This is a genomic window from Streptomyces sp. NPDC047042 (assembly GCF_040644035.1).
Classification (GTDB): domain Bacteria; phylum Actinomycetota; class Actinomycetes; order Streptomycetales; family Streptomycetaceae; genus Streptomyces.
The window spans coordinates 1-12,939 of record NZ_JBEYVP010000061.1 but is presented as its reverse complement, the minus strand read 5'-3'; the positions used below and the strand labels follow the sequence as shown (position 1 = coordinate 12,939).

The window sequence follows — 12,939 nt, the reverse complement described above, 5'->3', positions numbered from 1 at the left end:
CGTGGGTGCCCCGTACCTGCGAAGGTGATCCAACAGGTTGCCCGGGAAGCGTCGAGGAGATACCAGATGCGGCCGCCGCTGGTCACCTCGATCTGCCATTCGGGTAATGATCTTCGGTGGCATGGGGAGCGATCTTCGGGGCCTCGCGGCGCCGCACGTCAGCCCCACTCGTGAACACCCCACCGCAATACCGTTGGTGAGCTAGTCAACGGATCAAGATCGCGTCCAACTCTCGGAGTTGGGCGGGATTCTTGCATTTGCGGCTCGGTCACCCCGGAGCCGCCCATTCCGTATCGTGCGAGGCGTGAACCTCGGGAGTCCGCTGCTCCGCAGGGCGCTGATCGCCGTCGGCTGGATCGTCCTCGGCCTGCTGGTCGAAGACGGCTGGCGGCCGCTCCTGCGGAGTTTGCGCGGCCGTGTCGACCTGGGGGGGCAAGGCTTTGGAGCCAGCGCCCGTCCCTGCGGGCCAGGTACGCCTCGACGAGGTCGCCCTTGGCGGGCTCGGGCTGCGCGGACGAGAACACCTACGGCCCGTTGACTCCACCCGTCCTCACGCTCGGCGCCGAGCTCACCCAAGACTGGGTCCGCAACGTTCTGCCGCACAAGGCACCCGGCGCCGACCACTTCGCCACGTTCTTCGCCGAGCAGGCAGGGGCATTGGTGGCGGCGCCGGGTGAGGTGTCAATGGGTGTGCGGGTCCGGCAGGGTGATGGGCCGGCCCGGGGTGGGCCAACGCAGGGGGACGCCAGAGTCTTCGAAGACCTGCTGGACGTGGTCGCGGTCCTCGGTGTAGTGCGCCCAGCCCTCGGCGTGCACGGCCACCACCAGGGGGTCGCCGAGGCGGCGGCGGGCCTCGACGGCCTGGACCGCGGTCAGCGACAGTCGTATGTCGCCGAGTTCCTCGAAGCCGGCCGCGCCCAGGTGCAGCAGCGCCACGTCGACGCGGTACCGGCCGGCCAGGTCGCTCATCGAGTCCAGGTCGACGGTGTCACCGGAGACGTACACCGTCGGTGCCGACCCGTCGTCGGTGTGCAGGAGGAAGCCGGTGACCGGACCGGTGATGGCCTCGGTGCCGACGGGACCGTGGCGGGCGGGGACCGCGGTGATGTTCAGCGGCGTGCGGCCCGGCTTCGACAGGGTCCGGGTCTGCCAGGGCTCCAGGCCGACGGCCGCGCCCCCGAGATCGGTGGCGCCGGCGACGGTGGTGAACACCTCCGAGGCGCCGGAGGCCACCGTACGCCCGGCGGTGTCGAGGTTGTCCTGGTGCCCGGTGTGGCTGACCACGACGGCGTCGAGGGCGGGCAGTTGTGCGGGCTTCAGCGCCGGGTCGGCGGTCTTGCGCACCAGGACCGGGCCGTCCTGGTACTCCGTGCCGGCGGCGTCGAAGGTCGGGTCGGTCAGCAGTGTCCATCCGGCCAGGTGGATCAGGGCGGTGGGGCCGCCGAGCACCGTCACGGTGTTCGCGGCGGGGGTCACGGCATCGTCGGTCATCGCAGGCACTCCTTGACGATCAGGGTTGGCCCACTCACTGTCACTGAGTTACTTTCTATTGGGAAGTACATACCTTCAGGTGAGGTGAGCACGTGCAGGAAAGCGCGCGAGGTAACGTCCGCAATCCCTCCTGCCCCAGCAGGCAGCTGTTCGACCTGGTCACGGCCCGGTGGGCCACCCTGGTCCTGGTGGATCTCATGGACGGCCCGCAACGCTGGTCCGAGCTGCGCCGGAGTGCCGGCGGCGTCAGCGACAAGATGCTCGCGCAGACCCTCCGCGACCTCGAAGCCGGTGGACTGATCACCCGCACCGTGCACGCCAGCCGCCCACCGACGGTGGAGTACGCCCTGACCGACCTCGCCCGCGGCGCCACCACCGCACTGCGACACCTGCAGGGCTGGGCCGAACAGCACACCAGCGACTACGTCCACCACCGAGCCGCCCACACCCCCCTACCGTAGCTCCCAACCCGTCGCGCCAGGCGGTGATGAGGCCGCCGGTGACCTCGAGGACACCCATGACCCGGAACGTGACCGCACGTCTGCCGGAGCTGAACGTGTCAGTGCGTTCGTTCATGACATGGCCTCGTCCCCTCGTCCCCTCGTCGCCGCTGACGGCGTGAACCGGGCCGCGGTCGGCGGCCCGGCTACGACCTGCCCTACCGTGCGGCGAGTGCGGAAGAAGCCCAACAAGGGACCGGCGGCCGACCTGATCGACGGAACGGCCGTGTTCCAGATCTGGATTGCCTCACGGGCTTTCACTCAAGTGTCAGTGGAGGCTGGGGATTCAAGGGTCCGGTCCTCAACACACCTTCAGGCCGGTTCAGTTCGAGGCCGTGCCGCGTATCTGGGGGCGACTTGTTCAGACGCTGCAGCACGAACCGCAGAGCATCATCAGGCGGTCCAGGTCGGCCAGAAGCAAGGAGACATGGCGAGCGTGATCCTGGCTAACGCCGAAGGCCGCAGGCCCAGGCGAAACCGGCCGGATTCGAACCGGCGTCCTCGCGGTTTTGGAGACCGCGCGCGACGACCTCTGCGCTACGGCTTCGCCCTGCCCGTCATCCTACGAACTTCCCCCTACGAACTTCCCCCCCCCACGAACTTCCCCTTACGAACTTCCGCTGCCGCCTTGGATCTCGTGCGCCCGGTCCTGCTCGGCAGGTGGCCGCGATAGCAGCGGCGTTGTCGGCGACGCGGGCGGCCCGTACCGCGCGTGCGATCAGCGGGCCTCGTGTGTCAACGGCCTTGCCGCGCTGCGGCCTTGCTCCTCGTCGCCGCGCCCTGTCCGGCGGGCCCACGGGGCGCCGGGTCGCCGACGTGCAGGATGCGGCTGTCGAGTGATCCACTCTTCCTGCACGAGGGTGTCGTGCCAGCGGCGGAGTTGCCGCGGCCTGGGCCGTGCGGAGTGCGAGCGGAGTGCGCTCCCCGGCCCCCCGCCAACGTCCGTCAGCGCACCGCGCAAGTGCGTTCGTGTTCGACGTCCAGTAGCGCGAGGGCGTTGTGGATGCCCTGATCGAGGACTTGGTCGGCGAGTTGGGGGTCGGCCAGGGCTCGGGAGAGCTGGAGTGTGCCGGCCATCATGGCGTACGAGCTGAGTGCCACGGCGCGGACCGAGAGCGGGTCGTGTGGTGCCAGGCGGGCGGCGATGCCGTCGGCGACCACCAGTACGCCCTCGGTGTAGGCCTGCTTGGTCGGGTGTGTGCAGCGTCCGATCTCGTCGAGCAGGGCTGCGGAGGGGCAGCCGACGTCGCGGCTGTCGCGGTGCCAGGGGGAGAGGTACCAGCGCACGATCTGTTCGAGGCCTGCGCGGCCCGGTTCCGCGTGCGCGACGATGGTCGCGTTCTGGGCGTGCAGCTGGTCGGCGATCGTGGTGGCCACGAGGTCGTCCTTGGACGTGAAGTGGGTGTAGAAGGCGCCGTTGGTGAGCCCGGCGTCCTTCATGAGCGCCGTGATGCCCGAGCCGTCGATGCCGTCCTCCTTGAAGCGGCGGCCCGCCGTCTTGATGATCCGCTGTCTGGTCGCCTGCTTGTGCTCTTTCCTGTATCGCACCCCACACACCCCTCTGCCGCCGGGAGGGCCACTCGCCTCCGTCGTCTCCTCCAATGTATTGCATTGTGAATGTAATTCAATAACTTCGTCTCGATCGGCTCGCCCACTTGCGGCCCGATGAAAGTATGGTCATACTTCAATCGTCGGCCGGGACCTCCTCCGGCCGCCGGCCCCGGACCGCAGTCGCAGTCGGGAGACCTGGAAACCGCATTGAAGGGCACGACCGTGAACGCACGCGAAACACGAGGTGACGTGGTGACGTCGTACAAGAACGCGCAGACCCGCACCGTCACCGCCGACGGAGTGACCTTCGCCTACCGCGACCTCGGCCCCCGCACCGGCATGCCGATCATTTTCATCACCCACCTCGCCGCGGTCCTCGACAACTGGGACCCCCGGGTCGTCGACGGCATCGCCGCCAAGCACCGGGTGATCACCTTCGACCTCAGGGGCGTGGGCGCTACCACCGGCAAGACGCCCAAGACCATCGAGGAGATGGCCAGGGACTCCGTCACCTTCATCCGAGCGCTGGGCTTCGAGAAGGTGGACGTCCTCAGCTTCTCGATGGGCGGCATGATCGCCCAGGTCATCGCCCAGACCGACCCGCAGCTCATCCGCAGACTGATCCTCGCCGGCACCGGCCCGGCCGGAGGCGAAGGCATCAAGAACGTCACCCGGATCTCCCACTACGACACCCTCCGGGCACTGCTCACCTTCCAGGACGTCAAGCAGTTCCTCTTCTTCACCCGCACCCCCAACGGCATCCGCGCCGGCAAGCAGTTCCTGGCCCGCCTCAAGGAACGCACCCAGGACCGGGACAAGGCGATCGCTCTCAAGTCCTACTTCTCCCAGCTCAAGGCCATCCACCGCTGGGGCCTGGCACGGCCGCAGGACCTGTCCGTCATCAAGATCCCCGTGCTCGTCGCCAACGGCGACGACGACCGCATGGTCCCGACGTCCAACACCTACGACATGGACCGCCGCCTGCCCAACTCCGAACTGGTGATCTACCCCGACGGCGGCCACGGCGGCATCTTCCAGTACCACGAGCAGTTCGTGCCGACAGCCCTCGAGTTCTTCGGCCGGCCGTAGGGTCGCGGTGCGGTCGGCGTGCGGTCGGCGTGCGGTCGGCGTACGGGCCGAAGACCGAAGATGTTGACGCAGAGCCGTGGCGCCGGGTGGGGTGTGGGCGGCTCTGGTCACCTGTCTACGTGACTGACCTGCACCGGTGTCCTGGCGTCTGTCAGGTGGTCACTCGGTCGGTACCGACTGGCAGCGCGCGACGGCGAGGACGTTCTCGATTCCCCGCTCGAGGACCTCGTCGGAGAACTTCCGGTCGGAGAGCGCGCGGGACAGCTGCAGCGTTCCCACCGCCATGGTGTAGATGCCGATGGCCTGACCGTGGGCGGACTGCGGATCCCCGGGTGCCAGGCGGGCGGCGAGCTCGTCCAGGATGGCCCTCGCGCCGTCGGTGTAGGCGTCCTTGGTCGCGTCGCCGCAGCGGCCGATCTCGTCGAGGAGGGCGGCGCTCGGGCAGCCGTCGCCGGGGTTGTCCCGGTGCTGGGGTGACAGATACCCGCGGATGAGATCCTCGAGTCCGTCGCGGCCGGGCCGCAGGGTGTCGTAGTGCTCCACCTGTGTGCGCAGTTGCTGGGCGACGACGTTGGCGACGAGGTCGTCCTTGGACTCGAAGTGGGCGTAGAACGCTCCGTTGGTGAGCCCGGCGTCCGACATCAGCGTGGAGATACCGGAACCGTCGATGCCGTCCTGCTTGAACCGGCGGCCGGCCCGCTCGATGATCCGTTGCCGCGTCACCTGTTTGTGTTCCTTGGTGTAGCGCGCCACTGAGTTCCTCCCTCGACTCCGCCGGGCCATTGCCAGGTGTCCCCATCGTAATTTGTGGTCTGGTGTAATTAATATTACGATCGACAGGTAATGTCATGGTTCGGGCGGTCGAGTCCCGCAGTGTCGGGGTAGGGCCAGCCATACCCCGAGGACGCCCACTGGGCCCATCGCCCGGTTCGCCGGTGCCTCCTACCGTGATCCGTATGCATCCGAAGAACGTGTGGCAGGCCATGGCCCGGCCGGGTTTTGCGTTGTCGTGGTGGCCCTGGCGGGCTGTCGCCTATCTGGTCAGCGGGGCGGTGACCGGATCTTTCGTCCTGGTGCTGGTCCTGGCCCTCGCGGTGACCGGCGCAACCCTCACCCTCGTGCTGGTGGGCCTGCCGCTGCTCGCCGCCCTCGCCCTGGCCGGGATACCCGTGGCCCGTGTCGAGCGGCTCAGGCTGCGGATCGTCGAGCCAGGGCCGGTGCCCGATCCGCATCGGGCGCCGGTCGCGCCGGGGCTGCGGGCCTGGCTGGCGGTGCGACTGGGGGAGCGGGCGACCTGGCGGGAGCTCGGATACACGCTGCTGTTCGCGGGGCTGTTGTGGCCCGTGGACGCCCTGGTCGTCGGCGTCGGGCTGTTGTTCCCCGTGTCCGTGATCGCGACTCCGGTGCTGATGGCCACCGTCGGCGACGGGCAGGAGGCCAAGGTGCTCAAGCAGTGGACGGTCACCGACTGGCCGACCGCCTTCGGCTGCTCGATCGGCGGACTGGTGCTGCTGGCCCTGGGCGTCTATGTCCTCGGGGTCGTCGCCGGGGCGCGGGCCGGGCTGACGCGGCTGCTGATCGCAGGGCGCGATGTCGAGCTGGGGGAGCGGGTCGTCGAACTCGCCCGCTCCCGCGTCCGGTTGGTCGACGCCTTCGAGGCGGAGCGCCGGCGTATCGAGCGTGATCTGCACGACGGGGCCCAGCAGCGCCTGGTCGCCCTGTCGGTGACGCTCGGGCTGGCCCGGCTGGACGCGCCGCCGGGGCCGCTCGCCGATCAGCTCGCCAAGGCGCAGGAGCAGGCGGGGAGCGCGCTGGAGGAGCTGCGTGAGCTGATCCACGGGATCCATCCCCAGGTCCTCGCGGACTACGGGCTCCAGGCCGCGGTGTCCGACGCGGCCGACCGGTCCGTGGTCTCCGTGGATGTCACGGGGTTCGACGTGCCCGGCCGGCTTCCCCGGGCCGTGGAGTCCGCCGCGTACTTCGTGGTCTGCGAGGCGCTCGCCAACGTGGACAGGCACAGCGGGGCGAGCCGGGCCGAGGTCGCCGGCGGCCACCGCGACGGCCGGCTCGTCGTCACCGTGCGGGACGACGGACGGGGCGGTGCGGACGCCTCCGGCGGCAGCGGGCTCACCGGGCTCGCCGACCGGGTGTCAGTGCTCGATGGCAGACTTTCCCTGTCCAGCCCGCCGGGTGGACCGACGTCGCTGCGGGTGGAGATTCCTTGCGAGTGGAGCCAGTTGACGGATCGAACCGAGGGCTCCGCATAGTCCTCGCCGAGGACAGCGTGCTGCTGAGGGAGGGGCTGATCGGGCTGCTCACCCGCGTCGGCCACGAGGTCGTGGCGGCCGTCGGGGACGCGCAGGCGCTGCTCGCGGCGGTCGCCGAGCAGGAACCCGACATCGTGGTGACGGACGTACGCATGCCGCCCGGCTTTCAGGACGAGGGGCTGCACGCGGCGGTGAAGCTGCGGGAGGCCCGGCCCGCGCTGCCCGTGCTGGTCCTCAGCCAGTACGTCCAGCGGGCCTACGCCGCCGAACTGCTCGACTCCGGCGACGGCACCGGGGTCGGCTATCTGCTCAAGGACCGGGTCGGCCAGGTCCAGGAGTTCGTCGACGCGCTGGGCCGGGTCGCGGCCGGCGGTACGGTCGTCGACCCCGAAGTCGTACGACAGTTGCTGCGCCGGCGGCGGGATCCGCTGGAGCGGCTGACCCCGCGTGAGCGCGAGGTGCTGGCGTTGATGGCCGAGGGCCGGTCCAACGGCTCCATAGCCCGCGAGCTGGTGGTCTCCGAGGCTGCCGTCGGCAAGCACATCGGCGGCATTCTCACCAAGCTGGATCTGCCTCCGGCGGACGAGACGCATCGCCGGGTGCTGGCGGTGCTCACCTATCTGCGGGCCTGACCGGCCTGACCGGAAGGGCTGCCGGGCGGGCCGCTAAAGGCTCTTGGCGAAGCAGAGGCTTGCCTCGTGGTGGCGGTAGTAGCCGAACTTCGCGGAGGGTTCGTAGCCGCTGGAGGTGTAGAGGGCGATGGCCTCCGGCTGTCGGTCACCCGTCTCCAGGACCATACGGGTGCGGCCGGCGGCGCGGGCGTCCTCCTCCAGGGCGGCGAGTATGCGGCGGGCCAGGCCGAGTCCGCGGGCCTCCTCGACGACGTACATCCGCTTCAGCTCGGCGTCGCCGGGCAGATAGCCTTCCTCGGACTCCTCGTCGTGGCCGCGCCAGCCGCCCGTGGCCACCGGGCGGTCCTGCTCGTCGTACGCGATCAGATACAGGCCGGACGGCGGATCGAACATCGCCGGGTCGAGATGGGTGGCGTCGCCCTCGTCCTCGTAGCGGGCGGCGTACTCGGCCTGGACCTGGTCGTTGAGCTTGACGGCGTCGGGGTGGTCGAAGGAGACCCGGCGGATATTCATACCGCTCAAGGTACATCTATGCATGTTGCCGCCGCCAGGCGTTTTCGGTCTGCGGGTATCGTGCCCGGGTGCTGACTGTCACCAGTGTGAATGTGAACGGACTCCGCGCCGCCGCGAAGAAGGGCTTCGTGGAGTGGCTCGCCGAGACCTCCGCCGATGTGCTGTGCCTCCAGGAGGTGCGCGCCGAACCGCAGCAGCTGACGGAGGAGGTCCGCGCGCCCGAGGGCTGGTACGTCACGCACGCCCCCGCCGCTGCCAAGGGCCGCGCCGGCGTCTCCCTCTACACCCGCCGCGAGCCCGACCGCGTCCAGGTCGGCTTCGGGTCGGAGGAGTTCGACGACAGCGGCCGGTACGTCGAGGCCGATCTGCCCGGGGTCACCGTCGCGAGTCTGTATCTGCCCTCGGGTGAGGTCGGCACCGAGCGGCAGGACGAGAAGGTCCGCTTCATGGGCGAGTTCCTCGCCTACCTCAAGGGTCTGCGGGAGCGGGCCGCCGCCGACGGCCGCGAGGTCGTCGTGTGCGGCGACTGGAACATCGCCCACCAGCCCGCGGACCTCAAGAACTGGCGCGCCAACCAGAAGAACTCCGGGTTCCTGCCGGAGGAGCGCGAATGGCTCGGGCGCGTACTCGACGAGGGGGACGGCGGCTTCGTGGATGTGGTGCGGGCCCTGCACCCGGAGGTCGAGGGGCCGTACTCGTGGTGGTCCTACCGGGGGCGGGCCTTCGACAACGACTCGGGATGGCGCATCGACTACCAGATCTCGACGCCGGGGCTCGCCGCCAAGGCGGTCAAGGGGTACGTCGAGCGGGCGGCGACCCACGCCGAGCGCTGGTCGGACCACGCGCCCGTCACAGTCGTGTACGACCTCTGAGCCGAGAGCGCGGTGGAACAACGGAACGCGGAACGCGGAACGCAGGGCGTCCCGGGCGGCGGTGTGTTCTCCGCCACCCGGGACGGGTGTTCCAGGGGTGGTTACGGGCCTGGGAGCGCTCTGTCAGGTGGTTCCGGCGGGGCGCGCTCTGTCAGGTGGTCGCGTCCGGGTCAGATGGTCTTGGTCCGGCTCCAGGACCAGTCGCCGGCACCCGAGTCCCAGACCTTGACCGGGTTGTTGAGGTCGGTGCCGGTGGAGGTGAAGGTCCACAGGGCGGAGTGGCCGCGTGAGTCGGCGGTGTTCGCGTACCGGTAGAAGGCGCCGACGTCGGACTTGCCGTCACCGTTGAAGTCGCCTGCGATGAGGGCGGAGTTGTCCCAGGTCCAGGAGCCGTCGCCGGAGTCCCACAGTTTGGCGGGGGCGTTGAAGCCGGTGCCGGTGGAGGTGAAGGTCCACAGGGCGCTGTGGCCGCGTCCGTCGGCGGTGTTGGCGTAGCGGTAGAGGACGGCTACGTCAGACTTGCCGTCGCCGTTGAAGTCGCCGGTCACGGGCTTGCTGTTGTCCCAGGTCCAGGAACCCGCGCCGGAGTCCCAGACCTTGGCGGGGTTGTTGAAGTCGCTGCCGGTGGAGGTGAAGGTCCACAGGGCGCTGTGGCCGCGTCCGTCGGCGGTGTTGGCGTAGCGGTAGAGGACGGCCACGTCGGACTTGTCGTCGCCGTTGAAGTCGCCCGCCATGAGGGCGGAGTTGTCCCAGGTCCAGGAGCCGTCGCCGGAGTCCCACAGTTTGGCGGGGGCGTTGAAGCCGGTGCCGGTGGAGGTGAAGGTCCACAGGGCGGAGTGGCCGCGTCCGTCGGCGGTGTTGGCGTACTTGTACAGGACGGCCACGTCGGACTTGCCGTCGCCGTTGAAGTCACCGGCCACGAGCTTGCTGCTGTCCCAGGCCCAGGAACCGCCGCCCGAGTCCCAGACCTTGGCGGGGTTGTTGAAGCCGGTGCCGGTTGAGGTGAAGGTCCACAGGGCGGAGTGGCCGCGTCCGTCGGCGGTGTTGGCGTACTTGTAGAGGACGGCCACGTCGGACTTGCCGTCGCCGTTGAAATCACCGGAGACGGGCTTGCTGAGGGTTCCGTCCCAGGAGCCGCCGCCCGAGTCCCACTTCTTGACCGGGCTGGCGAAGCCGCTGCCGGTCGAGGCCTGCAGCCACAGGGCGGAGTGGTTGGTGCCGTCGGCGTTGGGCTCGTAGCCGTACAGGTAGGCGGCGTCGGACTTGCCGTCGCCGTTGAAGTCGCCGGTCCTGTCGGGCGTGTAACCGAGTGCCTTGGTGAGGTCGATGCGGGGGGTGGTGGCCCCTGTGTAGGTGATGGGTTTGCCGGTGTTCTTCAGGAGCGACTCGAGGCTCGTGATGCTCTTGTCGGGGAAGGCCTGGTGGAGGACGGCGAGGGCGCCTGCCACGTGGGGTGCGGCCATGGAGGTGCCGCTCTTGGTGGCGTAGCCGCCGCCGGGCACGGAGGAGAGGATGCTGGTGCCGGGGGCGAACAGGTCCAGCAGCGGGCCGCGGTTGGTGAAGGCGGAGAGCTGGTCGTCGGCGGTGGTGGAGCCGATGGTGATGGCGGAGGAGACGCAGCCGGGGCTGGTGACGGCGTTGTCGTAGGCGTTGTTGCCGGCCGCGACGACGGTGGCGACTCCGGCGGTGAGGAGGTCGTCGATGACCTTCTTGCGGGCGTCGTTGTCGCAGGCGGTGGTGTAGCGGCCGGAGCCGAGGCTGAGGTTCGCCGCGACGATGGGCGTGCCGGCCTGCTTGAGTTGCAGGACCTTTTCGAGGCCTGCGAGTTGGGCGCTGGCGAAGCTGGCGACGCAGGGGGTGTCTTCGGGGGTGCCGCAGAAGTCCTCGGAGTTGAACTGGCTGAAGATCTGGATGGCGACGATGTTCGCGCCGGGGGCGGTGCCGGCGGCGGGTGCGCCGGTGAGGTTTGCGCCGTTGCCGGCGGCGATCCCCGCGACGTGGGTGCCGTGGTCGCAGCCGTGGACGGTCAGGCAGGGCCCGGTGCCGGTGTTCGCGCTGCCCGTGCCCTCCTGCTGGGCGGTTCCGTTGGGGCAGAGGCTGGTGGCGGAGGAGTCGGGGACGATCGGCGAGAAGCATGCCTCGGCGACGATCCGGCCCTTGAGGTAGGGGTGGCTGGTGTCGACGCCGGTGTCCAGGACGGCGATCGTGCCGCCCTGACCGGTCGCGCCCGCTGCCGTGGCCGCGTCGGCGGTGTCCTCCGCGCTGCTGAGAGAGACGCTGTCGTCGTCGGCGGTGGGCCGCGAGGCAACGTCCTCGGTGACGCTGACCACGCCGGGCTGGGCGGCGAGGTCCTGCAGCCCCTTCTGGTCGACTTCGAGGGTGACGACGGGCAGGGTCTCGAACGACTGCCGCGTGGTGCCGGCAGCCGCAGCGTCGGCCAGGTCGGCGCGGTCCTTGGTGACGACGTTGACGCGCACGGTGGCGCCGTCGGCGGTCTCGTCGTACAGCGGCGGGTCGATCGGATCACCCTCGGCCACCGCTGTCACTGCCGCTTCCGCGGCTGCCGTAGTGGCGCTGGTGAGTGCGACGGCTGCGTGGGCCGGAACCGCGCCGATGGCCGCGGTCATCATCACGGTGACCACCGCTGCCCATATCGGTCTCTTCAATGCTGCTCCAACGGGAAACGGGCGTGGCTCGGCCCGGAAGGGTGTGTGAGAGGTGTGCGAGAAAGGCAGGTGCGAGGAGGAGGGGGGCCGGGTGGCGTGGGGCTCTGCCACCCGGCCCGGTCACGCTTGGTGGGTCAGGTGGCGTTGGCGCCGTTGACGGGCCTGCCCTTGAGGCCGACGGCCTTGTAGTAGGCGTAGGCGAAGGTCCGGCAGGCGGGCCGCTTGGTGATGAAGTAGGCCTTGCAGCTGTAGGTCTTCATCGTGGTGTGGAACGCGTTGTCGACAGCGGCCTTCTTGTTGCGGTCGAGGTAGTAGCGGTAGCCCTTGTACGTGTTGCCGATCAGGCCGTAGCCGTAGTCGTGCATGTCGCACGCGGTACGGAAGTTGAAGCCGCCCGGCTTGCTGACGTTCGGACCGGGGGTGCTGCAGCCGTCGTTGTTGATGCCCACGACCCAGTGCTTGGTCGGGGTCTGCTTCCACAGCGGCTTGTGCCAGCCGTAGTGCGCCGCCCACGCCGCGCAGCCGCTCTCCAGGTACCACAGCCAGTCCGTGGCACGGTTGCAGTGACGGGGGTAGGCCTGCGGGTCGGAGATCTCACCCGTGGTGAAATCCGTGGCCGGCGGCGTCGTCACAGTGGTGTCGGTGATGCCGGAGGCACCCGAGAACACCGACTGCGAGGTCGGACGGGCAGGACCCACCGCCTCGACGTTCGGGGCGACCGCGTCGCCGGGGAAGGACAGGTCCCAGGTGCCGTTGGAGGGGGAGGCGACGTCGGAGACGCGGCCGGTGGTGTCGTAGTCGTAGGAGGAGACGGTGTCGGTGCCCTCGACGGGGTTGGCGACCGACCGCAGCAGCCCGGTGGTGTCGTAGGCGTAGCGGGCCAGGGTCTGGGTGGTGGCACCGGTCGTGACGGTGATCTCCTTGACCCGTCCCGCGAACTCACCCGCGGCGGCGGCGGTGGCCGTCGTCGCGGCCGAGTACTTCACCGTCACCGACTGCTCGGGGGTTTCCCCTGCGGCGGCTTCCTTGATCGAAGCGATGCGGCCCTTGGTGTCGTAGCCGGCGGACGACAGGACGCCGTCGGCGACGTTGCCGACCCCCGTCACCCGCCAGGAATCGGTGCCGGTGACGGCCTGCTTCCACGTGTAGGTGGGGGTGAGGGTGTCCACGCCCAGAGGGGCGGCGGCGTCCGCGTCACCGCCCGCCTCCACGTCCGGGTCGGCGGTGAGCGTGCCGGGGGAGAGGGTCTCCACGATCGTGGAGACGAGCTTTCCGCTCGCCTCGTCGAAGCGGGTGGTGTCGGTGAGCTTGCTGCCCTCCGCACTCGTGTACTTCCTGACACCGCCGCCGCTGGGGAA

11 protein-coding genes, 1 tRNA gene and 1 pseudogene are annotated in these 12,939 nt (G+C 69.6%); 5 read left to right on the top strand and 8 right to left on the bottom strand.

Translation table 11 applies throughout. The features are described 5' to 3' along the window. Positions 1-681 precede the first annotated feature (681 nt). Complete coding sequence (locus ABZ855_RS44315) at positions 682-1,491, bottom strand: MBL fold metallo-hydrolase (RefSeq protein ID WP_360818372.1); 810 nt, start codon at positions 1,489-1,491, stop codon at positions 682-684. A gap of 92 nt (positions 1,492-1,583) precedes the next feature. On the opposite strand from ABZ855_RS44315, the gene ABZ855_RS44310 reads away from it, so the two are divergent. Then, complete coding sequence (locus tag ABZ855_RS44310) at positions 1,584-1,952, top strand: helix-turn-helix domain-containing protein (RefSeq protein WP_360818369.1); 369 nt, start codon at positions 1,584-1,586, stop codon at positions 1,950-1,952. Positions 1,953-1,974: 22 nt separating this feature from the next. On the opposite strand, the pseudogene ABZ855_RS44305 reads toward ABZ855_RS44310, so the two are convergent. The 3 genes and pseudogenes from ABZ855_RS44305 to ABZ855_RS44295 form a co-directional block, all read right to left on the bottom strand. Then, positions 1,975-2,067 (bottom strand): annotated as a pseudogene (locus ABZ855_RS44305) (limonene-1,2-epoxide hydrolase); the annotation flags it as partial. Between the two features lie 396 nt (positions 2,068-2,463). Beyond that, a tRNA-Trp gene (locus tag ABZ855_RS44300) sits at positions 2,464-2,538 on the bottom strand. A gap of 398 nt (positions 2,539-2,936) precedes the next feature. Then, positions 2,937-3,539 (bottom strand): TetR/AcrR family transcriptional regulator, encoded by a 603-nt coding sequence (locus ABZ855_RS44295; RefSeq protein WP_360818366.1) that lies wholly within the window; start codon positions 3,537-3,539, stop codon positions 2,937-2,939. Between the two features lie 225 nt (positions 3,540-3,764). On the opposite strand from ABZ855_RS44295, the gene ABZ855_RS44290 reads away from it, so the two are divergent. Further along, complete coding sequence (locus ABZ855_RS44290; protein ID WP_360818363.1) at positions 3,765-4,631, top strand: alpha/beta hydrolase; 867 nt, start codon at positions 3,765-3,767, stop codon at positions 4,629-4,631. A 159-nt stretch (positions 4,632-4,790) separates the two neighbouring features. Here the strand turns inward: ABZ855_RS44290 and ABZ855_RS44285 are convergent, their stop codons facing one another. Then, positions 4,791-5,384 (bottom strand): TetR/AcrR family transcriptional regulator, encoded by a 594-nt coding sequence (locus ABZ855_RS44285; RefSeq protein ID WP_360818360.1) that lies wholly within the window; start codon positions 5,382-5,384, stop codon positions 4,791-4,793. 203 nt (positions 5,385-5,587) lie between these two features. Here ABZ855_RS44285 and ABZ855_RS44280 point away from each other — a divergent pair, with 203 nt between their 5' ends. Both ABZ855_RS44280 and ABZ855_RS44275 read left to right on the top strand, forming a co-directional pair. Further along, entirely contained in the window at positions 5,588-6,898 is a 1,311-nt protein-coding gene (locus ABZ855_RS44280; protein WP_360818357.1) for a sensor domain-containing protein, read from the top strand. Beyond that, positions 6,859-7,530, top strand: coding sequence for a response regulator transcription factor (locus ABZ855_RS44275; RefSeq protein ID WP_360818354.1), 672 nt, complete (start codon positions 6,859-6,861; stop codon positions 7,528-7,530). The genes ABZ855_RS44280 and ABZ855_RS44275 overlap by 40 nt, the downstream gene beginning before the upstream one ends. 33 nt (positions 7,531-7,563) lie before the next feature. Here the strand turns inward: ABZ855_RS44275 and ABZ855_RS44270 are convergent, their stop codons facing one another. Next, entirely contained in the window at positions 7,564-8,043 is a 480-nt protein-coding gene (locus ABZ855_RS44270) for a GNAT family N-acetyltransferase (protein ID WP_319209294.1), read from the bottom strand. Between the two features lie 68 nt (positions 8,044-8,111). Between ABZ855_RS44270 and ABZ855_RS44265 the strand changes: the two genes are divergently transcribed. Continuing rightward, on the top strand, positions 8,112-8,915 hold the full coding sequence (locus ABZ855_RS44265; RefSeq protein WP_360818350.1) for an exodeoxyribonuclease III: 804 nt from the start codon (positions 8,112-8,114) through the stop codon (positions 8,913-8,915). A gap of 170 nt (positions 8,916-9,085) precedes the next feature. Here ABZ855_RS44265 and ABZ855_RS44260 read toward each other — a convergent pair whose 3' ends face one another. After that, positions 9,086-11,581, bottom strand: coding sequence for a S8 family serine peptidase (locus tag ABZ855_RS44260; RefSeq protein WP_360818347.1), 2,496 nt, complete (start codon positions 11,579-11,581; stop codon positions 9,086-9,088). Positions 11,582-11,715: 134 nt separating this feature from the next. Continuing rightward, the coding region (locus tag ABZ855_RS44255) for a phospholipase A2 (protein WP_360818345.1) at positions 11,716-12,939 on the bottom strand (1,224 nt) is incomplete at its 5' end.

What these genes read in the sequence shown, in the direction of transcription:
- ABZ855_RS44315 (WP_360818372.1), bottom strand. Translation starts at nt 1,491, where the DNA reads ATGACCGACGATGCCGTGACCCCCGCCGCGAACACCGTGACGGTGCTC.
- ABZ855_RS44280 (WP_360818357.1), top strand. Translation starts at nt 5,588, where the DNA reads ATGCATCCGAAGAACGTGTGGCAGGCCATGGCCCGGCCGGGTTTTGCG.
- ABZ855_RS44270 (WP_319209294.1), bottom strand. Translation starts at nt 8,043, where the DNA reads ATGAATATCCGCCGGGTCTCCTTCGACCACCCCGACGCCGTCAAGCTC.